Below are 24635 nucleotides of genomic sequence, written 5' to 3' on the forward strand. Positions count from 1 at the left end.
GCATGGTTAGAGAAGAACCGAAGGCTATGGAAAAACTGCGAGCGTCAGCTCAACACCAGCTTGCAGATGATCCACCTGGCATTCCTGGCGTTGCTGCTTAGAAGACTTTGAACAGGCTCTAAAGGCGCTGTTGGCGCTTGCGGCTCTTTTCCAGCGCTGCCGGCAGGCGCGGTGCAACTGCACAATGCGCCAACCAACAAAACCAAAGTCCCTTTCATCAACAAATGCATAGCCCGTTTCCCTTTGGCGAACCTGTCGCGGACAAAGCAAGGTTATCAGGAACCAGGGCTCCGCTGCATCTCAGCAAAGCACCCCGATTTCAAACGGACTCGTTGGGATTTGCTACGACTACGAGTCTGGCGAGACCATTGTCCTCTTGGCGTTATCCTGACCTAGGCAGACGCCTAGCGCTAACCCACCAACTCCGCCGCCTCAACACTATGCTCGCCACGCACGGGCGCCAGCGCAGCACTCACCATCGCCGCAGCAATCCGCTCGGCCGGGTTGATGCGATAGCGCGGTGGCAGGATCGGGCCCAGTTCGCCCAGCACGATTCCTGCGATATGTTCGCCGCTGCGGCGCTCTTCGCGTTCGCCACCGATCAAACCGGGGCGTACGAAGGTGAGCGAGGGGAAGCCGACTGCACGCAGGTCGCGTTCCAGTTCTCCTTTGACGCGGTTGTAGAAAATGCGCGAGTGCGCATTGGCACCGGCCGCAGAATTCAGCACGAAGACCGAGGTGCCTTGCGCGCAGGCCGCGCGTGCCAGTGCCATCGGGTAATCGTGATCGATGCGGTAAAACGCTTCGCGCGAGCCGGCCTGTTTCATGGTGCTGCCCAGGGCGCAAATGGCCGTTTCCATGCGCGGTACCGTCCAACTGTCCAGGCGATCGAAGTCGATCACCTGGTTGCACAGCTTGGGATGGATCTGCGGCAGTGACCGACGTGTCAGCGCGACCACGCCGGTGCAGCGCGCATCGGCCAGTAGTTGTTGCAAGACATGTTTGCCGACCAGACCGGTCGCCCCTGCCAACAACACATCCATCCGTGCGCTCCTGCCATCAACGTGCGCCCTCGGAGACGATGCGCGCACTGCTGGCGATGCGGTCGCGCTCCACGGCCAACAAGGTCAACGAATGCGCAGGCGCCTTCCATTCGCTGCCACCCGCCACCACGCGGCCACCATGACGTGCGGTGTCGACCAGCACGCGCCAATGTTCGTCGTGCATCGCCGGCAGCGTGAACGATACGCTGGTGGAGGCAGCATTGATCAGCATCAACAAGGTGACGTTGGCGGCGATTTCGCGCAGGCCGGTGGTCGGCGAGCGACCGTCCAGGCGCAGCATCAGCGCGCGCGCTTCCGGGTCGTGCCAACCGGCTTCGTCCATCTGGTGGCCATTGGGCGCCAGCCAGGTGAGATCGCGCAGACCGAGTGCCTCATCGAACTTGCCATCGAAGAAACGTGCGCGATGCAGCAGCGGATAACGCTGACGGATGCGGATCAGCCGCCGCACGAACGCGGCTTGATCGGCGGCGGGGGCCTTGGTGGCGGCCGTCCAGTCGATCCAGGTCAGTTCGTTGTCCTGGCAATACGCGTTGTTGTTGCCGTTCTGGCTGTGGCCGAACTCATCGCCGGCCAGCAGCATCGGTGTGCCTTGCGACAGAAACAACGTGGCGAGCAGATTGCGCATCTGCTGACGGCGCAGCTGCGTAATGGTCGGGTCGTTGGTGTCGCCTTCGACACCGTAATTGGCCGAAATATTGTGGTCGCTACCGTCCCTGCCCTCTTCGCCGTTGGCAAAGTTGTGCTTGCCTTCGTAACTGACCAGATCGCGCAAGGTGAAACCATCGTGCGCGGTGACGAAATTGACCGATGCGGTGGGGCGGCGGCCGCTGTGATTGAACAGATCGGCCGAGCCGGTCAGACGCGTTGCCAACTCGGCCAGCTGGCCACCGTCGCCGCGCCAGAACGCGCGCACGTTGTCGCGGAACTTGTCGTTCCATTCCACCCAGCCCGGCGGGAAATTGCCAACCTGGTAACCGCCCGGGCCAATATCCCACGGCTCGGCGATCAACTTGGTCTGGCTCAACACCGGATCCTGGCGTGCTGCATCGAGAAAGCTGCCCGACGGGTCGAAGCCATAGCGCTCGCGGCCAAGGATGCTGGCCAGATCGAAGCGGAAGCCGTCGACGTGCATTTCCTGCACCCAGTAACGCAGCGAATCCATCACCATGCGCAGCGCGCCAACGTTAGTGAGATCAAAGGTGTTGCCGGTGCCGGTGTCGTTGATGTAGAAGCGGCGATCGTCGGCCAGACGGTAGTAGCTGGCGTTGTCGATACCCTTGAACGACAGCGTGGGACCGAGTTCGTTGCCTTCGGCGGTGTGATTGTAGACCACGTCCAGCAGCACTTCCAGCCCGGCGTGATGCAGGCGCGCGACCATCTGCTTGAACTCGGCCACGGTGCGCGTGGACATGTAACGCGCCTGCGGTGCGAAGAAGCCCAGGGTGTTGTAGCCCCAGTAATTGCGCAGACCTTTTTCCAGCAGATATTGATCGTCGACAAAAGCGTGCACCGGCAACAATTCCACCGCGGTGACGCCAAGTGAGCTGATGTGATCGATCAGCTCGCCGGTCTTCAAGGCCGAGAATGTGCCGCGATCTTCCGGCGGCACCGCCGGGTGCAACATGCTCAGCCCGCGCAGGTGCGCTTCGTAAATCACCGTGCGGTTCCACGGCGTCTGCGGCGGGCGGTCCTGGCCCCACGTGAACGCCGGGTCGATCACTGCGGATTTGGGCATGAACGCGGCACTGTCGCGTCGATCGAAGCTCAGATCCTTGTCGCGATGGCCGATGGTGTAACCGAACAGATGCGGCGCCCACTTGAGCTCGCCGACGATCTGCTTGGCGTACGGGTCCAGCAGCAGTTTGTTGTGGTTGAAGCGATGACCGGCCTCCGGCGCGTATGGCCCGTGCACGCGATAACCGTACAGCTGGCCGGGGCGTGCGTCGGGCAGATAACCGTGCCAGACCTCATCGGTGTATTCGGGCAGCGCCAGACGCTCCTGCTCGCGGCCACGCTCGTCGAACAGACACAGTTCCACGCGGGTGGCGTTGCGCGAGTACAACGCGAAGTTGACGCCTAATCCATCCCAGGTGGCGCCAAGCGGATTGGGACGGCCTACGCGGATGCGCGAGCGTTGAGTGAACTTACGGGTGGCCATCGGTAACTCCTGAAAACGGTGAATTCAAAACAACTGAGCGAATGCGGGTGCATGCGGGCGCATGTTCAGCCCTGCATGACGTAGCCGGCAGGGTGAACCATGCAAGGTGACAGAGGCACCGTTATTGACGTGCAGTGATTGGCGGGTTGGCCTGTTCGGCGGCGCGTTCTTCGGCGTCCACCAGGCGCTCGGCCATGGCCCAATGACGGGCAGCATGCCCGTCCGGGCGACCTTCGGCCTCCCAGATCTGTTGTGCCAACCGGCGAAGTCGCGCCTGCCGTTCCGTGTCGTTCATTGCGTACGTTCTCTTAGGGGGTCGTCAACACTGCCACCGGCGCGCGTGCAAACAGCGCCGATAGCGCCACGCGCCCTTGCTGCGGTTGCAAGGTGCTGCCATCGAGCACATTACGGTATGTACCCTGCGGCAATGCCAACCCCGCCTGACCCCAGCGCGCCGGCGGCACCAGCAGCGGCAGATCGCCTTCGGTCTCCTCACCAGCACCTAGTCGCGTGACTGCCACCACCAGCGACTGGCCGCGATGCTGACGACGGAATGCCAACACCTGCGCATCGCCACCGGCCGCCACGTTGAGCGGCTGATAGTCGCCCTGCGCAAACAACGCCGGCTGTTCGGCACGCAGCTGCAACAGGATGGCGGTGAGACGCGCCTTGACTGCGCCATCGCGCCAGCTGCGCAGCAGCGTGTTCCAGTCGCGCGCCTGCTCCAGCCATTGTTGACGCTGCGCGTAATCGACCGGGCGGCGGTTGTCCGGATCCACCAACGACAGATCCCAGCCTTCAGTGCCCTGGTAAAGATCGGGCACGCCCGGCACGGTCAGGCGCAACGTAGTTTGCACCAGCGCATTGCGCGCGCCGGCCGCGGCGATGTGGTTGCTGGCGCGCAGCAGCGCACGCCGCAGCGGCAGCCCGGCGCGGCTGCACAGCACCTGCTCCACGGTGGCTTGCACGGCCTGTTCGTAAGCGGGCGAGCCGTCGGTCCAGCTGGTGTGCAGCTTGGCTTCGCGCACCGCCTTGAGCAGCCATTGCGTAATGCGCTCGGCATACTCTGCCAGCAGCTCGGTCTGGTCGGCGCCCAGGCCGATCGGCCAAGCGGCCACCAGTGTCTGCCAGAGCATCTGCCGGTCGCCGCCGGCCACTGCGGGCGATTCCAGTGCCTCGGTCAACGCATCGAACTGGGTGCTTTGCGCGATCCACCAGCGCGGTTTCTCGGACAGCACCGCCAGCCGCATACGCAGGTCTTCGCCGCGCTTGTGGTCGTGCGTGGCGGTGGCCAGCAGCGCGCGTGGGAACTGTTTGGCGCGCTCTTGATTCTGCGCATGGAACTCGGCGGCTTCGTTGACGAAGTGGGTTGGATGGCTACCGACTTCGTTGCGCGACAGCAGCACGCCGTGCCGATAGAACGCGGTGTCTTCCACCGACTTGGCATTGAGCGGTGCGGACAACTGCTCCACGCGACGACGCAGGATGCGGCGCAGGGCGATCTGCGCGCGGTCGGCGCCGGCATCGTCGAGCAACCAACGCTCGACCGCATTGACTGCCGCAACAATCGACTCCGGCATGCCCTCGCGGGCACGCGCGGCGGTGGCGCGCAGACGCTCGGCTTCGCTGCCGGTCACGCCCTTGGCACCGGCGTAGGTGCGGTACACCGGAAACCAGCGCAGCAACACGCACAGGCCGCGCGCCAGCATCTGCGGGCTGAACTCGCGCGTCGGCGGATCCAGCCGCGCCAATGCCGAAAGTGCGCCGACAGCGCGATTGAATTCGGTCTGCAGCGGGCCACGCAGGATCTCGTCGCGTGCGGCGCGTTCTTCCTGGGCGAAATCGCCACTACGTCCGCTCACCTTCTGCCAGGCACGCGCCAATGGCTTGAAGCCGGCCGCAGCGTGCAGCACACCGCCGACCTGGTCCATGAAGTCGTAACCGGTGGTGCCATCGCAGGGCCAGTCGGCCGGCAAGGCTTCGCCGGGCGCGAGGATCTTTTCCAGATATAGACCCAGCGTGCCGGGCTTGAGCCCGCGCTGGCGGCCGGCCGCATCCAGCCGGCTGCGCAGCTTGCGCACGTAGCCGGTGGGGTCGGTGAGCCCGTCCACATGGTCGATGCGCAACCCATCCAGATGGCCCTCGGCCACCAAACGCAGCGGCAACGCATGCACCGCATCGAACACCACTGGCAGTTCCACCCGCAACGCCACCAGCGAAGTGATATCGAAGAAGCGGCGATAGTTGAGCATGTCGTTGCCCACGCGCCACCAGTTCAAGCGATACGGCTGCCGTTCGATCAGCTTGTGCAGGCGGCCATCGCCGCGTTTGGCGCCGTCGTTGTAGTGGCGCAACCACTGCGCACGTGCGGATGTTTCCGGCACTTCCAGCGTCTGCGCACGGATCGGGTAACGCTGGTCGTAATGCGCCAACGCCGCGCTGCCATCGTCTTCGACCACCAGCGTGATCAGGCCTTCGGCCAGTGCGGTGGCATACGGGCGATCCAGCACCGCCAGCCACAACTTGCCGTCGCGCCCAGGGGCACGCCAATCGATATCGAACCAGTCGGCATGCTTGGCGCTGCGGCCGTTGCGCAGCACATCCCACCACCATGCGTTGTGTGCATGCGCGGCCATATGGTTGGGCACGATATCGGCGATCAAGCCCATACCGTGTTCGCGCGCAGCCTGCGACAACGCGACCAGCGCGTCTTCGCCGCCGAGTTCGGGATTGACCACGGTCGGGTCGATGTTGTCGTAACCATGCGTGGAGCCCGGCACCGCAGTGCCGATCGGCGACAGGTACAGATGGCTGATGCCGAGGCCGGCGTAATACGGCACCTGCGCGAGCGCATCGTGCAGGGTGAAGCCGACATGCAGTTGCAGGCGGGCGGTGGCGCGAAGGGCGATCATAGATGCGGTTCCGAAACGGCCGCGACGCGACGCGCCTCGGCAAAGCCCTGCAGCGCAGTAATCAGGCGCGCATGCGGCAAGGGATCGGGCAGGCGTCGGCGCCAATTGGGATGAACCTCGACGGTGCCTGGCAGATTGGGTTGTTCTTCCAGCGCCAGCGCGTCTTCGGCCGGCAGCAGGGCCAGTGGCGACACGCTGGTGGCGGTGAAGCACAGCGCGCCCAGCAGCGGATCATCGGCGCTGGTCAGCCCGGCGTGTTCGACCGCCGCATCCAGACGTGCAAGATCCTTGCTGCGTGCCTTGGCATCGTCGCTCGCTTGCGCGGGCTTGATCAGTTCCAGCTTGCGTCGCCAGTCGATATCGCGGCTTTCGCGCCAGCCGGTCAAGGTGGGCAGATCGTGCGTGGTGGTGGTGGCCACCGCATCCGGCCGCCACAACGCCGGTGACACGAAGGCACCGTTTTCGTCGCGGGTGAACATCAACACATCGATCCCCATCACCCCGCGCCGCGATAATTCTTCACGGATGCCGGGCGGCACCACGCCCAGGTCTTCGCCGATCACGATCGCCCGATGCCGCCACGATTCCAGCGCAAGCAGATTGAGCAGATCGTGCAGCGGATAGGCAAGATATGCGCCTTCGTTGGAGCTGGCACCTTCCGGCACCACCCATAGCCGTAGCAATCCCAGAATATGGTCGATGCGAATGCCGCCGCGATCGCGCAGCACCGCGCGCAGCAGTGCGATATACGGCGCATAGCCGCTTCGCCGCAACGCGGTGGGCGAATACGCACCGATGCCCCAATGCTGACCATCGGCATTGAAGGCATCCGGCGGTGCGCCCAGCACCAGGCCACGCAACACGGTGTCTGCGGCAGCCGCAGCCTCGGCACCATTCGGGTCGAAGCCCACGGCCAGATCCGCGATCAAGCCAATCTTCATGCCGCGCTCGTGCGCCTCGCGTTGTGCATCGGACCAACTGCGCGCCGCCAGCCACTGCGTGAACACATGCAACTGCGGATGGCTGTCGCCGAAATCCTGCGCAGCAAAGCGCGCAAAGCCCTCCAGCGCATCGCCGCCCTGGGTGCGAAACGCGACCAGATCGGCGTGATCCGGTGCGACACGTGTGTACAGATGACGCAGCAATTGCCACTTGGCCTGCGCGGACGCCGGCCAATCGATCAAAGCTGTGTTGTGCAACGTATCCAAGCGCTCGCGCAGCCCAGGCACTTCGTTGATCGCATCCAATGCGAGCTCACCCAGCACGCGCACCGGTGCGGCATGCAAAGGATCCAGAAAGCGCCGGTCGCTGGGCGAATACGGGCTGTAGCCGCTGGTAACCGGGCGCGAGGCATGTACCGGACTCAGTGCCAATGCATCGGCACCGGACAGTGCGGAATGCCGCACCCATTCCACCGTGCCCGATGCGTCGCCGATGCCGGCATCGTCGATGCTGCGCGCCGAATACACCTGCAGCGCCATGCCCCAGGCACGCGGTGCAGGCTCTACGCACGCATCGGCCACGCTGAAGCAGCGTTGCGGTGCGACTGCGACTTGCTGCGTCAGCGTGCCGATCTGCAGCGTCCAATAACCGAACCGTTGTGGTGCGCGCACATTTCCTTGCGCATCCACACGCGCTTCTAAGCTGGCGCCGCTGTCGTGCACCCAACGGCCGCTGGCATTGGCGGCAACAGACACCGGCAACAACCCACTCACTTGCACGGTCAGCAGCGGTGCCGGCTCGGTGGCTTGCGCCTTGCAGCGGCGCAGGCTGTCTTCGCATTGCGCGGCGGTGGCGGCAGGCAACTCCAGCGCAGTGAGCACCGCATGCAGCGACTGCTCGGACACCTGCCGCGGCTGGTCGCTGGCATCCACCCAATCCACCATCACCCCGGCCGCTGCGGCCAGCGTGTGCAGATCCGCCCTGCTCAGATCGCGCTTACTCATGCGCGCGCCTCGTGCCAGGCGATGAAGCCATCGACCGGCAATTCCTGCGCATCGGCAGCAACATTTTCGGTATGCGCCACATGTCCGCGAAGTGGCGGCATCGGCACCGCCGCGCTGCCCACATTGAAAGCGATATGCCACACCCCACTCGGCAACTCCCAACTGGCGGTCACTGCGCCTTCGGCCAGCACGTTGGCACCCACGGCGCGCGCTTGCGCAAGACCAGGCACCAACCACTGGCGACGCACGCCCAACAGCGCCCTGAACCACGCTGTCCACTGCGCACCTTCACCGTGCGCAGCGTCTTCGATCGGCGAACGCGAGGCCGCGAAGGTTTCGTGGCTGTTCGGATCGGGAATGGTGGCGCGCTGCGCTTCGTCGGCGAACGCGGCGAAGTGCGCAAATTCGCGACGACGGCCTTCGCGCACCGCATCGTCCAACGGCGGGCCGAAGTCGGTGAAGAACAGGAACGGCTGCGTGGCGCCCCACGGTTCGCCCATGAAAAACAGCGGAATCATCGGCGTCAGCGCCGTCAGTGCCAGCGCGGCGCGCAAGCGTTGCTGCGATACCAGCACGCTCAAACGCTCGCCACGTGCACGGTTGCCGATCTGGTCGTGGTTCTGCGCAAAGATCACAAACTTGTGTGGCGGCAATGCACCACTCGGCTCGCCGCGCACATGTCCACGCGGATCCGGCTGGCCTTGATACGCGAAGCCTTCGCCGAGCACGCGCGCCAGATGATGGGTGGGTTGATCGGCGAACGCGGCGTAATAGCCTTCTTCCTCGCCGGTCAGCAGCACATGCAAGGCGTTGTGGAAGTCGTCGTCCCACTGTGCGGTGTAACCGCGTTGCAGCTGTGAGGCCTGGTTGAATTCGTTCTCAAGCACCAGATGCACATGCCGGCCGGCCGGCAGACTGGCCTGCACGGTCTCGCGCAAGGTATCCAGGAAGGCGTTCGGGCTGATCGCATGCACCGCATCCAGACGCAGGCCATCGAAACCGTATTCGTGCAACCACATCAGCGCGTTGTCGAGGAAGTAACGCTGCACCTGCGGTTTGCGGAAATCGATCGCCGCACCCCACGGGGTGGGCTTGTCTTCGTTGAAGAATGGGCTGGCATAGCTATGCAGATAATTGCCGTCCGGGCCGAAGTGGTTGTAGACCACATCCAGCAACACCATCAGGCCATGCCCATGCGCGGCGTCGATCAACGCCTTCAATTCTTCGGGCGTGCCATAGGCTTCCACCGGTGCGTACGGCAGCACGCCGTCGTAGCCCCAGTTGTGCGCACCCGGAAACGCGCTCAACGGCATCAGCTCGATCACGGTGATGCCCATCGCCGCCAGGTGCGGCAATTGCGCCTGCACACCGGCGTAGCCGCCGCAGGTGCCTACATGCAGTTCGTAGATCACCGCCTCGTCCCACCGCCGTCCCTGCCATTGGGTGTTCTGCCAGGCGTAGCCATCGCTGCGCTGCACGGCGCTGGGGCCATGCACGCCCTCGGGCTGCCAGCGCGAGGCCGGATCCGGCACCGGATCACCGCCATCGATGCTGTAGCGATAGCGCGCATCTGACGCGCAGTCGATCAGCGCAGTGAAGAAGCCATCCTGCCCGGCTTGCAGCGCGCGACGCGCGCCGTCGTCGAACACCACATCCACGCCCTTGGCATCCGGTGCCCAGAGCGCAAAGCGCACCTGTCCTTCATCCGCCGGCCATGCGCCCCATGCCGGCGTGGTGTCGTTGCGCTCGTTCATGTTATTTCTCCGCTTGCAGATAGATCGTGGCCAGCGGCAGCAAGGTCAGGCGCAGGCGTTGTGCGTGCCCGTGCATGCCCATCGGCTCGGTCGCAAGGCGCCCGCTGTTGCCGAGATTGCTGCCGCCGTAACGGGCACTGTCGGTGTTAAGAATTTCGCGCCAGCTGCCGGCACGTGGCACGCCCACGCGATAGTCGTGATGCGGTTGCGGGGTGAGGTTGCTCACCGCCAGAAGTGGAGCGCCGCCCTCGGGATCGTGGCGGATGAAGGCCAGCACGCTGTTGCGCGCATCGTCTGCCACGCTCCAGTCGAAGCCGTCGGCGCGATGCGTGCCGCGGTACAAGGCCGGAACGCGACGCAATGTGGCGTTGAGATCGCCCACGAGTTGCTGCACGCCGCGATGCGGCGCGCCATCGAGCAGATGCCAGTCCAGCGATTGGTCGTGATTCCAATCCTTCCACTGGCCGAATTCGGCACCCATGAACAGCAATTTGTCGCCCGGATGCGCCCACATCAGTGCCAGATAGGCGCGCAGGTTGGCGAAGCGTCGCCAGTCGTCGCCTGGCATCTGACCGAGCAGACCACCGCTGCTATGCACCACTTCGTCATGCGAGATCGGCAGCACGAAGCGTTCGGAGAACGCGTAGACCAGACCGAAGGTGAGCTGGCTGTAGTGCTGCGCCCGCTCGGCCGGATCGCGCTGCATGTAGCTCAGCGTGTCGTGCATCCAGCCCATGTTCCATTTGTGCGTAAAGCCCAGGCCACCGGCGCTGATCGGCGCAGTTACGCCAGGCCACGCGGTGGACTCTTCGGCAATCGTCAGCACACCTGGGAATCGCGCGGCGATCTCGCTGTTGAGCTGGCGCAGGAAGGCGACGGCTTCCAGATTCTCGCGCCCGCCATGCGTATTGGGCACCCATTCGCCGTCGGCGCGCCCATAGTCGCGATACAGCATCGAGGCCACTGCATCCACGCGCAGGCCATCGAGGTGATAGTGGTCGATCCACTCCAGCGCGCTGCCCAGCAGGTAGGCGGTCACTTCGGGCCGCCCGTAGGTGTAGATCAGCGTGTTCCAGTCGCGATGCACGCCTTCACGCGGGTCGGCATGTTCGTACAAGGCGGCGCCATCGAACTGCGCCAAGCCATGCGCGTCATCCGGAAAGTGCGCGCTGACCCAATCCAGGATCACACCGATCCCGGCACGATGGCAGGCATCGACGAACTGGGCAAACCCGTCCGGGCTGCCATGGCGCGCGGTTGGCGCATACAGGCCCAGCGGTTGATAGCCCCACGAGCCACCGAACGGATGCTCTGTGATCGGCAGCAGCTCGATATGGGTGAAGCCCAGCTGCTGCACGTACGGAATCAGTTGTGCGGCCAGGCTCGGCCAGTCCAGCGGCTGGTCATGCCCATCGCGGCGCCAGGAGGCGGCGTGCACTTCATAGATCGACAACGGCGCCGGCAGCGCGCTCACATCGCGCGCTGCAATCCAGCCGGCATCGGTCCACGCAAACGCCGACGCACCCGGCACCACCGACGCCGTGGCGGGCGGCAGTTCGCTTTGGCGCGCCACCGGGTCGGCCTTGAACAGCACGCGGCCATCGGCGGCAGTGATGGCGTACTTGTAGCGCGTGCCAGCTTCCACACGCGGTAGGAACAGCTCCCAAAAGCCACCGATCCGCCGGCGCATCGGATGCCGCCGCAGGTCCCAACCATTGAAATCGCCGACCACTGCCACGCGTTGCGCGTGCGGCGCCCACACGGCGAAGCGCACACCTGGCACCGCATCGCAATGCAGATGCTGCGCGCCCAAGGCGCTACGCAGCGCCTGCCCGTCGCCAGCGGCGATCTGCAACAGCACGGACTCATCCAGCGTGGCGGCAAACGCGTACGGGTCTTCGATTTCCTGCACCACATCCGGCCAGACAATGCGCAGCCGGTACGGGCCTTCAACCGCCAGCGTGCCCTCGAACATGCCTTCGATCGCGCTGGGCTGCATGCGGGCCAACAACTTGCCGCGCGGATCGACCAACCCCATCGCCTCGGCGCCGGGCGCCAGCACCCGCACAAGGCGGTGACCATCGGCTTGCGCATGCGGACCAAGCACGGCAAATGCATCGGTAGGCAGTCCATCGGCAAGTGCTTGCAGGTGCTGCAACAACCCGGCATGGCCTTCCATGGTCACCGCGGTCTGTTCCGGTTCCTGTTGCTGCACGCCCAGCCGTTCGCTCATGACACCGTCGCAAGCGCGGGTGCAATTGTGGCGGTGCGTTCGTAGAGCGAGAGGTACTTCTTGCCGGCCACATCCCAACCGCTGGGGCGCAGCATCGCCGCGCGACGCATCGCCGACAGCAGGCTGGGCAGGCGGAAGTTACGGAACGCCCGCTCCAGGCAGCGGCGCAAGGCTTCCACGCTGGCCTGCTGAAACAGGAAGCCGGTGACGCCATCGTCCACCGTATCGATCAAGCCGCCGGTGGCGTGCGCGATCGGCAGGCAACCAAAGCGCTGCGCGTACATCTGGCTCAACCCGCAGGGCTCGAAGCGCGACGGCATCAGCAGGAAGTCTGCACCGGCGAACATGCGCCGCGCCAGGCCTTCTTCGAAACCGATGAAGGCACCGACCTGGCCGGGATAACGCCGGGTCAGCTCGGCCACCTGCTGCTCGATCTCCGGCTCGCCGCCGCCGATCACCGCGATCTGGCCGCCGGCCGCAACGATCTGCGGGGCGACTTCGCAAATCAGGTCAAGGCCCTTCTGGTGCACCAGCCGCGACACCACTGCAAACAAAGGGCCGGTGCTCTCGCGCAGCCCGAAGGCCTTGCGCACCTGCGCGGCGTTGGCCTGACGGCCCTGCCAGTGGTTCACGCTGAAATGGGTGTCCAGATGTGCGTCGGTACGCGGATCCCAGCTGGCGTCGATGCCGTTGACGATACCGGTGAGCGCGCCCTTGGCCGCGCGGCCCGCCAGCAGGCGATCCAGCCCGCAGTCCTGGGCCGGGCCGGTGATCTGCTGGGCGTAGCTGATGCTGACCGTGTTGACGTGGTCGGCATGCACGATGCCGCCGCGCAGGAACGACATCTGCCCGTAGAACTCCAGCTCGGCCACACGCTCGGCCGGGATGCCCAGCGCGGCAGCCATCCAATACGGCACCAGGCCCTGATAGGCCAGGTTATGAATGGTCAACAGGCACGGGGTGGTGCCGCCGGACCAGCGCACATAGGCAGCACGGCCAATCGTTCAGATGCAGCAGGCGCGGCTTCCAGCCAAGGCCAGCATGGCCGGCGGCAATCTGCGCGGCGGCATGCGACAAGGTGGCGAAGCGGATGGCGTTGTCTTCGAACTCCGAACCGCTGGTGCTCACATACGGCGAGCCGTCGCGTTCGAACAGTTCCTTGGACAACAGGATGTAGATCGGCAGGCCGTCGGACTGCACGATGCGGCCGATGTCGCAAGCCGGCAGCGCGGCATGCGCCAGCACCCGGCCGACGATCTCCACCTTGCCGGCGCGCGCAAGCACCGCGCGGTAGCCAGGAATCAACACGCGCACGTCGTAGCGATGGCGCAGCGCGCGTGGCAACGCCGCCGCCACATCGCCCAGCCCGCCGGCCTTGATGAAGTCTGCCATCTCCGATACCACGAATAACGCGCCGCGCGTGTCGGCCAACGAGACCGGCAAGCGCTCGTGGTGCCGAATGAAACGCCCGCGTGCGTCGCGCGGTCGCCCGCTCTTTTCTTCAGAGTGGGGATCATCGTGTTTCGCTCTAAGCGTGCGTTGGTAGCGTGCAGCGGCATCATGGCAACCATCTAAACGTCCGTCGTAAAGTGGGTGGAGACGGAAAACAGCGAGAAAGCGGAAACCATCGTCTGCCACTGCAGCCTGGCGACCTACTGCGAATAAGGAAGCTGGGATCACGCGCGTACTCCACGTTGTCCTCGTGGATGAATCTACACCCCGACCAAATAAAAATGCGTGAATACGTGCTGACTTTTCTGCGACAACCTACATTCTTTTGCGCATGGTTGCCCGTGCACGCAGGCAGAAGCAGCACATTGCAGGGCGATGACATCCCTGTATTGGTGCACCGGCACTGCAATGCACCGAACGCGGGATATCTCGGCGGCGCCCGTCGTCACTTGCATGACGTGCTCACGCACACTGTTGCAGCAGCTGTCGTGCCACTGCCAGGCGCATGCAAGCATGCTGGTTCTGCGCAGCCTTGTCCGGCCTGCTTAAGCGCGCCGCCTGCGCGCCGATAGTGAGCGATAGCATGACGACTTTCGAGACCCTGGCGCATGGCAGACCAGCCTGAACTCCCAAGCCGCCCACGTGGCGGGCTGCGTCGCCTGTTGCCCTGGGGCGGGGCGGACAGCGCGCGCCCGGCTGCGGCCTTGCCGTCAGTGCTGAGCAGCGAGCGCGGTGGGCAAGGCCTGGCGGCGCATCAATTGGTACCGGCCAAGACCAAATCCGGCGCGCACGATCCTGCCGCCGCCACTGCGTTACTGATGCGCCTGTTTTCGCATGCGTCGCATCCGGAAGCCTTGCTACTGTCCTTATGCCGAAGGCATCGCCAGCCTGCACGGCGAGCTCGGCGACATGGGCGTGCGCCTGAGCGCGGCCTACGCGGCAGGCGACTGGCCTGGCTACGGCCGTTGCCTGCGCCAATTGATCGACAAGTACATCCGCACCGTCGATACCGGCGATTCGCTGGCCGAGGGCCGCACCGAGGCTGAGCAGCTGCGCGATCTACTGCGCCATGCGTTGGGCAATGCGCTTGCCACGCTGCTGCAACGCAGCCCGGAGCTGGCCGAAGAAGCCCAGACGCTGGCCTCGGCGCTGCGCCATTGGCGCCCAGGGCACGAACTGATCACGCTGGAACAGCGGCTGCGCGAGCTGAGCCATCAGATCGGCCTGCGCGCCGAAGATGCCAGCGAGCAGCAGAGCCTGCTGCTCGGTTTGTTCGACCTATTGTTGGAGAACGTCGGCGAACTGCTCGACGATCGCAGCTGGTTGCAAGGCCAGATCTCGGTGGTGCGGCAATTGATTTCCGGCCCGCTGGACGTCAACTCGATCGAACAGGTGCGCGGCACCTTGCGCGAGGTCATTTACAAACAAGGCCTGCTCAAGCAGGGCATCGCCGATTCCAAGACTGCCATGCGCGAGATGATGGTGTCGTTCGTCGACCGGCTCGATGGCCTGGCCACCAGCACCGGGCAATACCACGACCGCGTTGCCGGCTATTCGCAGGCGATCGGCGACGCGCGTGGTATTCCTGACCTCAATCGCCTGTTACAGGACCTGCTGCAGGACACCGCCGGGGTGCAGGCACAGGCGCTGGCGGCACGCGACGAACTGCTCTCGGCCCGCCGCCAGGTCGAAGACTCCGAGCAACGCATCGCTTCGCTCGAACAGGAACTCAAGGACGTGGCCGGCCTGGTCCGCGAAGACCAGCTCACCGGCGCGCTCAATCGGCGCGGCTTCGAAGAGCTGTTCCAGCGCGAGGCCGCACGTACTCAGCGCGGCGGGCAGCCGCTGTGCTTGGCGATGCTGGATCTGGACGATTTCCGCCGCCTCAACGAGACCCACGGCCACGCCGGTGGCGACGCCGCGCTGCGGCACACCGTGGACGTGGCCAAGTCGGTGCTGCGCACCACCGATGCGATCGCCCGCTTCGGCGGCGAGGAATTCGTGCTGCTGCTGCCCGATTCGACCATCTTTGAGGCCAGCGCGGCGGTGATCCGCCTGCAGCGCGCACTGGCACACCGCTCGCTGCTGCACGACGACGTGCGCGTGTTCGTCAGCTTCAGCGGCGGCGTGGCGCTGCGCCATCTCGACGAAGCCCAGGACGATGTGATCCGCCGCGCCGACCGCGCCATGTACGACGCCAAGTCGGCCGGCAAGAACCGGGTGATCAGCGCCGATTAGGGCCAGTTGACGCGATTGGGATAAGCCACGCCCGTGCGGCGGCGCAGTCGCTTTGTCAGTCGCGCGAAGGGCCTTGCCAACGCTGCTTGAGATAGTCCACCACCTGCCGGGTCTGGGCTGCAGCGAGGAATCCTTGGCGAAACAGCATGCATCCGCCCACCTCTTGCAGTGATGCATTCACATCTAGCTGGCGGGCGATCTCCGGTACGCCGCCGTCCACTGTCCAATCCGGCTCCAGCGGATTGGCAGTGCCGACTTTGTACAACGCCATGCCGATGTAGAGTTGCACGCGACGACCGCGCAAGGTGTCGGCCCACCACCGCGCAATGGTGTCGTAGCGCACCGCCTGGCGTGCGAGCGGCCAGTAGATCTGAGGCACGATGTAGTCGACGATTTCTTCGTGTACCCAGCGGCGGGTATCGGCGTAAGCGGTATCGAATGCGGGAGCACCGGCCTGCGTCTCAGATCCTTGCGGATCATCCTGGCGGTTGCGCCACACCCCGGCCGGGCTGACTCCGAACACCACACCCGGCCTGATCGCCCGGATGGTCCGGGCCACCTGACGCATCAATCGATAGGTGTTGTCGCGGCGCCAACTGCCTTTGTCGGCGAACCCGGCCCCATACATGGCGTAGGTCTGTGCATCGTCGAGCGGTGACTGCGCCGATTCGGTGTAGAAGTAGTCATCGAACTGCACCCCATCCACGTTGTAGCAGGCCACAATTTCCGTAACCACCTTGCAGATCCAGAGGCGCACGGCCGGAATCCCCGGATCGAGCACAAGCCGATCGGCAGCCACACCAACCCAATCCGGATGACGCACATACACGCTCTGCGGCGAATCGTTTGATACAGTGCTGAACATAGCGAGCGTGGCCTGATCCAGGCCGGTCGAAACACGGTAGGGATTGAGCCAGGCATGCACCTGGAGACCGCGCGCGTGCGCATGCCTTAGCAGGAATGCCAGCGGGTCGAATCCGGGGTGCTTTCCCAGTACGCCGGTCAACACCGGCGACCATGGCAGGATGCGCGAGCGGTACAGCGCATCGGCACAGGGCTTGATCTGAAATACCAAGGTATTCAGATGCATCGCCTCGGCCTGATCGACAATTGCCAGCAGTTCCTGCTGCTGCACTCCGACCCGCTCGGCGGGGTCGACGATCCGTGCGGAAGCGGCACTTGGCCAATCGAGATTGAAAACGCTGCTCACCCAGGTCGCGCGCATCTGGCCCTTGGAGGGCGTGGACGCCCGAGCCGGAGCACCCACGATTCCGGCCGCCACTGCTGCCGACCCCAGGCCAAGAAATCCCCGCCGGCCGATGCCGTAGCGCCCGGAGCTGGCCGCCGCCCGAGGCTGAGGCGGCCGCACCACCGGCGGCTCATCGCATGCCAGTTGCAATGCAGGCCAGATGACGCGCGGAGAATCGAGAGGTTCGGTCATTTTCTTCATGCGCCTTTACTGTGTCGCGCAGGCAAGGCGCGATGTCATTACACGCTCTGCGCGCCAGGCAAAGCGCCATTGCCTGCAGCTGTGGCATGAAGCCAAGTCCGCTGCGGAAACGGGTACAAGCTTAGCAGCTCGACAGCCCGGGGATGGGCGCAAGATCGGAATCATGTACGTCGCGTCGCCAAGTGCACTGATGCCATGGCGTAGCTGACAAGACGCCAGTGCGCCTGCCTGGGCAGTGTTCGCACATCGCGGACAACCGTTTTGTGCGTTCTGTCATCCGCGCGCGGCTGCAACCAACCCACGGAGGCATCGCGCCGAAGCCGTCGTTCTCGCCCCGATAATGCCCAAACCCGACGTCAGTGCGCCGCCTTGTTCCCGCGCAGTTTCTGGAACAGCATCACCGCGCCCAGCACGGCCGCACCGGCGACCAAGCCGACAAGCATGTTGCCCAGCGCGTCGAGCAGCCAGCCAAGGCTGCCAGCCGACGTGGCCAGATCCATCACAAAGTGATGAAGCATCGGAGTGTCCTTCACCAAGATATGACCGCCGACTAAAAACATTGCCAGCGTGCCAGCTACCGACAGAAACTTCATCAGCCACGGCGCGGCGACCAAAATGCCGCGACCCAGCGCAGCCAACGCCGCACCCTTCTTGCTTAGATACAGGCCAAGGTCGTCCAGCTTCACGATGGCGGCTACCAGACCATACACGCCGATAGTCATCGCCAGCGCAATACTTGCCAAAGTCAAGACCTGCTGTTGGAAAGGCGCGACCGTCACCACACCCAACGACAGCACGATAATCTCCGCCGAAAGGATGAAGTCGGTGCGGATCGCGCCTTTCACCTTGTCCTTTTCTAGCGCCACCACATCCACGCTCTCATCGGCCAGCGCGCGGGTGAGTTCGGCATGCCGCTGCGCTTCTTCTTCCCCGTCGTGCAGGAACTTGTGCGCTAGCTTCTCCACACCTTCAAAGCACAGATAGGCGCCGCCGATCATCATCAGCGGAACCACCAATGGCACGTTGTAGCCGCGCCCGTGCAGCCAGGCTTCCAAGGCGCTGATCGCCAGCGCCGCCGGCACCAGGATCGCCTTGTTGACCAGCGAGCCCTTGGCCACCGCCCACACCACCGGCAATTCGCGGTCGGCGCTGACGCCGGTCACCTGCTGCGCGTTGAGCGCCAGATCGTCGCCAAGCACGCCAGCGGTCTTCTTGACCGCGACCTTGGTCAGGATGGAAACGTCGTCCAGCAGCGTGGCGATGTCGTCGAGCAGGGTGAACAGGCTGGCACCGGCCATGCGGGTGTCCTTCGTGGGCGGCCGTGGATTCTCGCCGATCCGGCGCCCGCATGGGGTGATGGCTTGCCGCTTGGGCGTTTTCGGCATATAGGCAGGATTTGCAGGCGGCTGTGTACTGGCCGCCACCCACACCCCTGACAGGTGGCAGTGCGTAGCGCCTGCAGTGCTCGCATCTGCGCGACGGCAAACGGATCGGATTCACCACCTCACTACCCAGCGCTGGCCACACTCAGCGATTGCACGAGCGCCGGAGATGGCCTTGAGTCCGAACGACCCTTACCGCACGCCGGCCCAGGCCGCGATCCCGGCCGATAACGCCGTGGTCGGCGGCATGAGCCGGCGCACCCAGATCCTGCGCCTGTTGCTGCGCTATCGCGGGTCGGGCGTGTTTGCCGGCATGAATCTGGATCCGGCCGCAATCAACGACTACGAAGTGCCTGCCGAAGGCACGCCCGACCAGTTCGTTTCCGACCTGGAATCGCTCGGCCCCACCTTCGTCAAACTCGGCCAGATGCTGTCCACCCGCCCGGACATCGTGCCGCCGGAATTCGCCACCGCGCTGGAGCGCATGCAGGAAAACACCAGTGCGGTGCCGGTGGAGCGCATCCGCCAGATCATCGAAGAAGAACTCGGCGTGGCCGTCAACAAGGCGTTCTCTTTTTTCGATCCGGTGCCGCTGGGCTGCGCCTCGCTGGCGCAGGTGCATCGCGCCGCGTTGCGCGATGGCACGCCGGTGGCGATCAAGGTACAAAAGCCCGAAGTGGCCGCACAGGTGCGCTCGGACCTGGACGTACTCAAGAGCTTTGCCACCGCTGCCGATCGCCTGACCGGCATCGGCCGCCGGGTGCGCTTCGCCGACTGGCTGGGCGAATTCGGCAAGACCCTGCGCGCCGAACTCAATTACGAAGACGAAGCCGAAACGCTGGTGCGCTTCGGCAAGCACCTCAAGCCGTTCCGGTTGCTGTGGGTTCCACAACCGGTGTGGGACTTGAGCAGCCGTAAGGTGCTGACCATGCAGCTGGCCGAAGGCGTGCGCGTGGACAAGATCTCCGGCCTGCGCCGCACCGAACAGCCGATGGACACACTGGCCGCAGCGCTGGTCAAGGGCTATCTGGATCAGATGTTCGTGCATGGCGAAATCCATGCCGACCCGCATCCGGGCAATCTGCGCGTACTGCAGGACGGGCGCTTGGCGATCTTCGACCTGGGCATGGTCGCGCACGTGCCGCCACGGCTGCGCGAGCGTTTGCTCAAGCTGCTGTTCGCCGCCGTCGATGGACGCGGCGAAGAAGTCGCCGAAGAGACCATCGCACTCAGCACGCGGCTGGAAGATTACGACGAAGACCGCTACCAGCGCGAAACCGGGCAGATGATCGCCCGCTACGCCGCCCACGACACCACCTCCGAAGGCCGCGTGGTGCTGGACCTGGTGCGCATTGCCACCTCCAACGGCCTGCGCACACCGCCCGAACTGAGCCTGCTCGGCAAGACGCTATTGAATCTGGAAGGCGTGTGCCGCGCGTTGTCGCCTAACCTGGACACCCGCCGCATCGTCGAACGTCATCTGCAGCACGTGATGCGCGCGCGCCTGAAAAAATCCCTGTCTGCCGCCAACCTGGCCAGCGAGGCGATGGAACTGCAGCATCTGGTGCGCGAAGGGCCGCGCCGCATGTCGGAGATTCTCTCGCTGGCCGCAGAAAACCGCCTGCAGATGCGCGTCACCGGGCTGGAAGAATCGCATCTGATGGAAAGCCTGCAGAAGATCGCCAACCGGGTCGCAGCCGGGATTGTCACTGCTGCGCTGATCATGGCCTCGGCACAGATGATGCACATCGAAACCGGGCTTAAGCTGTGGGGCTATCCGGCCATTGCGATGGTGCTGTTCCTGCTCGGCGTTTTCCTGGGCCTGGGCATCGTGCTCAGTGCATTGGTGTTCGACCGCCGCGTGCGTGCGCGCGAAGAACGCGGGCATCGATAGCTGCAACTTGCATGAAATGCCGCATGGCGAGCGCGAGCACTGCGACGCGCTCATCGAGCAACGCCCCTTGAAACGCCCCTTGATGCGTATGACCCAACGACACGTCGCAACAAATATTTCAGTCAGCTTCAGCGCGGCATAGTCCGTCATCCGGGTGTCACATTGCAGGAGGCGCCCAGGACAGGCGAGCAAGGCGTCCGTTACGCGCTCGCATCATTCCCCCCAAGGACGCTGCGCATGCATTGGATGTTGTCGGTTTCGTTATTGCTGTTGCTTTGGCTGTTGGTCGCTTCGCCGCGTCTGGCGTGGCTGCAGGCCGGTCTATTGTCGTTGCTGCTGCTATTGCTCAGCGCCTGGGGCCTGGTTGATAGTCTCAGCGGTGACGGCATCACTGCCGCAACCCTGTACCACCTGCGCGCAGACATGGACGGCGCCGGCGTCGGCGATTTTTCCGGCTGCATCGCCGTGCTCATCGGCACGCTGCTGCTGCCATGCCCGCGCACTGCGTGCACTCGCCGGCTCAGTCTTCCGATGCAGGCGTGCCATCGCCCACATCGCGCGCCACCGCAGCACCGGCGCGGCTGAAGCGAATTTCCTGCGGCGATTGCAGCGCAATTCCCGCCGTTTCCATCCGCTGCAGCAGCGCGAAGAACAACTCACTACGCACGCCATACGCATCGCGTGGGCTGCTGACGTAGGCGAACGAATTGAAGTTGACGTGCCCGCCGGCCAGCGAATCGATGAACACCGCCGGCGCCGGCTCGGCCAGCACTTTGGCATGTTCGGCGAACAGTTCCAGCAGCATGTCGCGCACCTTCGCAACCTCGGTTTCCAGCGGTACCGAGAACTGCAACTGGACCCGCCCCACCGGGTTGGACAGCGTCATGTTGCGCACGCTTTTGGTGATCAATTCTGAATTGGGCACGATCAAGGTGGAGCGGTCGCCGACCTGGATCTCGGTGGCACGCACGCTGATCTTGCGCACATCGCCTTCCTGATCGCCGATGCGCACCCAATCGCCGATTTTCACCGGGCGCTCGGCCAGCAGGATCAGCCCCGACACGAAGTTCTGCGTGATCGCCTGCAGACCGAAACCGATACCCACCGACAGCGCGCTCAACACCAGCGCAAGCCGCTTCAAATCCAGACCGAGTGCAGTCAGGCCCCAGATCGCCACGATCAACCAGCCCAGATAGCGCGCCACCGTGCTGATCGAATTGCGCGCACCGGCATCCAGTTCGGTCTTGGGCAGATAAGTGTCGAGCAACCACTGCTGCACCACATGCACCAGCCCCATGCCGAGCACAAACACGCACAGCGCCCTGAAGACGTCGCCGGGGGTGATCACCAGTTCCTTGCCGATAGTGATGCCGTGCTCGATGTTGTCCGCCCAGTCGGTGACCACGCTGATATTGGCGCCATACGGCGTCAGCAGGACAGCGATGCCCAGCAGCACCAACAGCACCCGCGCCGCCGCCGACACCAGCACCCCCACCTGCACCAGGCGTCCGCTGCCGATGCTGAGCGCGTGCGACAGCGCGCGGCTGAAACGGCCGTCGGGATTGAACATCCAGCTCATCAGATCGTCGGCAAACACCACCAGCAAGCCGAGCAGGCTGCAAATCAGGGTGATCCAGATGATCTGCCGCTCCACGAACAACGCCAGATTGAGGTAGCCGAACAAGGCTGATATCAGTGCGAAGATCACCGCCAGATGGCCCAGCAGCCGGATCAGCACGATGAAGCCACCGCCCCGCGAAACCACAGGCGTTGGCGCATCGCTGTCGGGATCTACCGCACCGGCAGTTGCCGCCTGCGCACGCAACGACAGGCTCAGGCCGGCCAGCGCCGACAGGATCAACCCGGCATACAACAACGCAGTGACCGCATCGGTGGCGGTCATCAGCGCAGGGCTGCTGCCTGCGGCTTCACTGATCTTTGTGGCCATGCCGCTGAGCCAGATCACCGCGGCGGTGGCCAGGCAGTGCACGCGCAGGCGATCGACGGTGGCATCGTCCAGCGGAAACAATCGCCAGCTCGGCTGGTGCTTCATCAACAGGCTTGCACTGAGCGAACCGAGGAAGGCCGCCACCAGACTGACGGCGACAAACCCGGTCAGCAGTTGATCCAGATCGTCCGGCAGCTCGCCGAGCGCGCGGATGCTTTCGACCAGCACGAACGCCGCGATCCCCAGGCTCAGCGTGCCGACCAGCAGGAACCACAACGCCAGCCCGGAGCGTCGCAGGCGTCCGCCGGGCGCACGCGAGGCTGCGTAACGGCGCCCCAGATGGCGCAGGAAGATGCGCATCGGGATCGCCAGCAGCAACGCGACCAAAGCGCCGGTGATCAGCCCGCCCACGCCGTTGGCTGCGGTTCCCGCCTGCACCATCTGCACCGTCTTGTCGCAGAGCGCCCGCAACAAGGCGAGATCATCAGGCCATTGCTGTGCGATCTGGTTCCACAACGTCGGCGATAGCGGCGAGGCGACACGCGTGGAGAGCTTCACGCTGAAGCGTTGTACCCGCTCGCGTTCGAGCCGATCGGCCAAGTCCTTGGCATGAGAAACCAACAGTGTGGCCCGGATGAACTCGGCATTCAGCTGATCGCGCTCCGTGGTCAGCGACTTGCGCTGTTTGACCAGGTCGGCCGGTTCGTTTTGCTGCGCGACGCCGAGTCCCTCCAACCGCAGATTGAGTTCTTTGAGCGGCGGCTCCAGCGTGCGCACCAGATCCTGCGCCTGTCGCTGCGCGCCGGTGACGTCATCGGCCAGCTTGCCGAGCAGCTCGGTATCGGCCTTCTCCATACCAGCGTCGGCCTGGGCCAACACCTTTTGCATACTGTCTAGCTGGGTCTGCGCGTTTTCCAGCAGCGTGTCGTCGTCCTGCGCCACTGCGGCGCCCACGCACACCATCCACAACGCGGCCAGCAACAGCACACGCCCCAACACGCAGCGATGGGCACCCAAAGCAAATCGGAATTCAGACACAGGCAGGCATCGGACAGGCGCGGACCACCGCAGTGCCGGCATCTTAAGCCACCGCATGCGGTGGAACCGATCGTTGCTGCCGTGAGGGTTCAGTCTGGCACAACTCGCCAGTGTACTGGTACTACGCGATTGGCGGTTGGCCAGCGACAACAGCGACAGAGTTGCAGCCGCCTGGAAATCGACATCCCGCCATCCCAACCTGCGCATGAACGCGGTGCAGCTTGTCACCTCGCGGCAACGGTGCGCTGTCGCAGAATCGAATCACCGCTACGGCAGACGCAGACGATGACCGCGAAGGAGATACCCTATGCAGATTCAGATCCAGACCGACAAGCACGTGCCGCATGACCCCTCTGTCGTGCAGCATGTCGAGAAGACCTGCTCCGCCCAGCTAGCGCATTTCGCCAACGACATCACCCGCGTCGAAGTGCATTTGCGCGATGAAAACGTCCAACGCGGCGGCGCGGCGGATCGAACCTGCAGCATCGAGGCACATGTCGCCGGTCTGCCTCCGATCGCGGCCACCAATAGCGCCGAAACCACCGCTTCCGCCGTCACCGGCGCCGCGCGCAAACTGCGTACCGCCATCGAACATGCGCGCGGCAAGCAGTACGCCAAGGCCACCGCACCGCCGCCGGAGATGCTTTGATCTGACGCTTGCTGATCCAACAATTGGTCTGATCGACACCTGGCAGGCGCGCTCACGCGCCCTGCCCATTAAGGCGTAGCGCATCTGCGCCGTCAAAATTCAGACAGACGCTGCCGCAACTGCACTGCTTTCAATTTTCTGATCAAAAAACGACTTCGGCCCGCTGCAGTGACACTGCAGCGGGCCGAAGGGTTTTGATCGGGTGCGCGCAGAGGGCTCCTAATAATCCGCACAAACAGTTTATTTATGTGTTTGATCCCAGGCTTTGATGGTGCACTATTTTCACTCGAATGGAAGCAAGCACAATGGGCCAGGTTCTACATGGGAGCGCCACTACGACTGAGGCGATCCGTCGAGCTATACAACAGAGTCAAGAGAGCCTGAGAGCGCTTTCCAAGCGTTACGGCATCAATCAAAAGACGGTGGCGAAGTGGAAAACGCGGACCTCGGTTGCCGATGTGCCGACCGGGCCGAGGCAGCCGTGTTCCACCGTGTTGTCCATTGAGGATGAGGCGGC

General features: G+C 64.3%; 12 protein-coding genes and 5 pseudogenes. 6 read left to right on the forward strand and 11 right to left on the reverse strand.

What is annotated here, in order from left to right; translation table 11 throughout:
- Positions 1-111, forward strand: a pseudogene (locus tag XpopCFBP1817_RS11380) (IS5/IS1182 family transposase); the annotation flags it as partial.
- Between the two features lie 299 nt (positions 112-410).
- Here the strand turns inward: XpopCFBP1817_RS11380 and XpopCFBP1817_RS11385 are convergent.
- The 8 genes and pseudogenes from XpopCFBP1817_RS11385 to glgA all read right to left on the reverse strand — a co-directional run bounded on the left by XpopCFBP1817_RS11385 (position 411) and on the right by glgA (position 13459).
- Positions 411-1043, reverse strand: a complete 633-nt coding sequence (locus XpopCFBP1817_RS11385) for an NAD(P)H-binding protein (protein WP_128417212.1) — start codon at positions 1041-1043, stop codon at positions 411-413.
- A gap of 16 nt (positions 1044-1059) precedes the next feature.
- Positions 1060-3222 carry a glycogen debranching protein GlgX gene (gene glgX, locus XpopCFBP1817_RS11390; RefSeq protein ID WP_128417213.1) on the reverse strand — a complete coding sequence of 721 codons (2163 nt, stop codon included), beginning with the start codon at positions 3220-3222 and terminating at the stop codon, positions 1060-1062.
- Positions 3223-3343: 121 nt separating this feature from the next.
- Positions 3344-3517, reverse strand: coding sequence for a DUF2934 domain-containing protein (locus XpopCFBP1817_RS11395; RefSeq protein WP_128417214.1), 174 nt, complete (start codon positions 3515-3517; stop codon positions 3344-3346).
- Positions 3518-3530: 13 nt separating this feature from the next.
- Complete coding sequence (treY, locus tag XpopCFBP1817_RS11400; RefSeq protein WP_128417215.1) at positions 3531-6134, reverse strand: malto-oligosyltrehalose synthase; 2604 nt, start codon at positions 6132-6134, stop codon at positions 3531-3533.
- Positions 6131-8080, reverse strand: coding sequence for a 4-alpha-glucanotransferase (locus XpopCFBP1817_RS11405; protein WP_167393914.1), 1950 nt, complete (start codon positions 8078-8080; stop codon positions 6131-6133). The genes treY and XpopCFBP1817_RS11405 overlap by 4 nt, the downstream gene beginning before the upstream one ends.
- Positions 8077-9834, reverse strand: a complete 1758-nt coding sequence (gene treZ / locus XpopCFBP1817_RS11410) for a malto-oligosyltrehalose trehalohydrolase (RefSeq protein WP_128417216.1) — start codon at positions 9832-9834, stop codon at positions 8077-8079. Before treZ ends, XpopCFBP1817_RS11405 begins: the two co-directional genes overlap by 4 nt.
- A 1-nt stretch (position 9835) precedes the next feature.
- Positions 9836-12067, reverse strand: coding sequence for a 1,4-alpha-glucan branching enzyme (locus XpopCFBP1817_RS11415; protein WP_128417217.1), 2232 nt, complete (start codon positions 12065-12067; stop codon positions 9836-9838).
- Positions 12064-13459: pseudogene (gene glgA / locus XpopCFBP1817_RS11420) on the reverse strand (glycogen synthase GlgA). Before glgA ends, XpopCFBP1817_RS11415 begins: the two are co-directional and overlap by 4 nt.
- Before the next feature lie 668 nt (positions 13460-14127).
- On the opposite strand from glgA, the pseudogene XpopCFBP1817_RS11425 reads away from it, so the two are divergent.
- Positions 14128-15757: pseudogene (locus XpopCFBP1817_RS11425) on the forward strand (GGDEF domain-containing protein).
- Positions 15758-15812: 55 nt separating this feature from the next.
- Here the strand turns inward: XpopCFBP1817_RS11425 and XpopCFBP1817_RS11430 are convergent.
- A complete protein-coding gene (locus XpopCFBP1817_RS11430; protein ID WP_128417218.1) occupies positions 15813-17207 on the reverse strand; it encodes a glycoside hydrolase family 10-like protein in 1395 nt (464 codons plus the stop codon).
- Between the two features lie 356 nt (positions 17208-17563).
- Positions 17564-18505 (reverse strand): DUF808 domain-containing protein, encoded by a 942-nt coding sequence (locus XpopCFBP1817_RS11435; RefSeq protein ID WP_128417219.1) that lies wholly within the window; start codon positions 18503-18505, stop codon positions 17564-17566.
- A 253-nt stretch (positions 18506-18758) separates the two neighbouring features.
- Between XpopCFBP1817_RS11435 and XpopCFBP1817_RS11440 the strand changes: the two genes are divergently transcribed.
- Together XpopCFBP1817_RS11440 and XpopCFBP1817_RS11445 are read left to right on the forward strand one after the other, a co-directional pair.
- Positions 18759-20483 (forward strand): ABC1 kinase family protein, encoded by a 1725-nt coding sequence (locus XpopCFBP1817_RS11440; RefSeq protein ID WP_128417220.1) that lies wholly within the window; start codon positions 18759-18761, stop codon positions 20481-20483.
- Between the two features lie 237 nt (positions 20484-20720).
- A pseudogene (locus XpopCFBP1817_RS11445) lies at positions 20721-20972 on the forward strand (phosphoglycerol transferase I); the annotation flags it as partial.
- 31 nt (positions 20973-21003) lie between these two features.
- On the opposite strand, the gene XpopCFBP1817_RS11450 reads toward XpopCFBP1817_RS11445, so the two are convergent.
- A complete protein-coding gene (locus XpopCFBP1817_RS11450) occupies positions 21004-23427 on the reverse strand; it encodes a DUF3772 domain-containing protein (RefSeq protein ID WP_167393915.1) in 2424 nt (807 codons plus the stop codon).
- Between the two features lie 349 nt (positions 23428-23776).
- Between XpopCFBP1817_RS11450 and XpopCFBP1817_RS11455 the strand changes: the two genes are divergently transcribed.
- Positions 23777-24118, forward strand: coding sequence for an HPF/RaiA family ribosome-associated protein (locus XpopCFBP1817_RS11455; protein WP_128417222.1), 342 nt, complete (start codon positions 23777-23779; stop codon positions 24116-24118).
- Between the two features lie 305 nt (positions 24119-24423).
- Positions 24424-24635: pseudogene (locus XpopCFBP1817_RS11460) on the forward strand (IS481 family transposase); the annotation flags it as partial.

Source organism: Xanthomonas populi (genome assembly GCF_002940065.1).
Lineage (GTDB): Bacteria > Pseudomonadota > Gammaproteobacteria > Xanthomonadales > Xanthomonadaceae > Xanthomonas > Xanthomonas populi.

What these genes read in the sequence shown, in the direction of transcription:
- XpopCFBP1817_RS11385 (WP_128417212.1), bottom strand. Translation starts at nt 1,043, where the DNA reads ATGGATGTGTTGTTGGCAGGGGCGACCGGTCTGGTCGGCAAACATGTC.
- glgX (WP_128417213.1), bottom strand. Translation starts at nt 3,222, where the DNA reads ATGGCCACCCGTAAGTTCACTCAACGCTCGCGCATCCGCGTAGGCCGT.
- XpopCFBP1817_RS11395 (WP_128417214.1), bottom strand. Translation starts at nt 3,517, where the DNA reads ATGAACGACACGGAACGGCAGGCGCGACTTCGCCGGTTGGCACAACAG.
- treY (WP_128417215.1), bottom strand. Translation starts at nt 6,134, where the DNA reads ATGATCGCCCTTCGCGCCACCGCCCGCCTGCAACTGCATGTCGGCTTC.
- XpopCFBP1817_RS11405 (WP_167393914.1), bottom strand. Translation starts at nt 8,080, where the DNA reads ATGAGTAAGCGCGATCTGAGCAGGGCGGATCTGCACACGCTGGCCGCA.
- treZ (WP_128417216.1), bottom strand. Translation starts at nt 9,834, where the DNA reads ATGAACGAGCGCAACGACACCACGCCGGCATGGGGCGCATGGCCGGCG.
- XpopCFBP1817_RS11415 (WP_128417217.1), bottom strand. Translation starts at nt 12,067, where the DNA reads ATGAGCGAACGGCTGGGCGTGCAGCAACAGGAACCGGAACAGACCGCG.
- XpopCFBP1817_RS11430 (WP_128417218.1), bottom strand. Translation starts at nt 17,207, where the DNA reads ATGAAGAAAATGACCGAACCTCTCGATTCTCCGCGCGTCATCTGGCCT.
- XpopCFBP1817_RS11435 (WP_128417219.1), bottom strand. Translation starts at nt 18,505, where the DNA reads ATGGCCGGTGCCAGCCTGTTCACCCTGCTCGACGACATCGCCACGCTG.
- XpopCFBP1817_RS11440 (WP_128417220.1), top strand. Translation starts at nt 18,759, where the DNA reads ATGGCCTTGAGTCCGAACGACCCTTACCGCACGCCGGCCCAGGCCGCG.
- XpopCFBP1817_RS11455 (WP_128417222.1), top strand. Translation starts at nt 23,777, where the DNA reads ATGCAGATTCAGATCCAGACCGACAAGCACGTGCCGCATGACCCCTCT.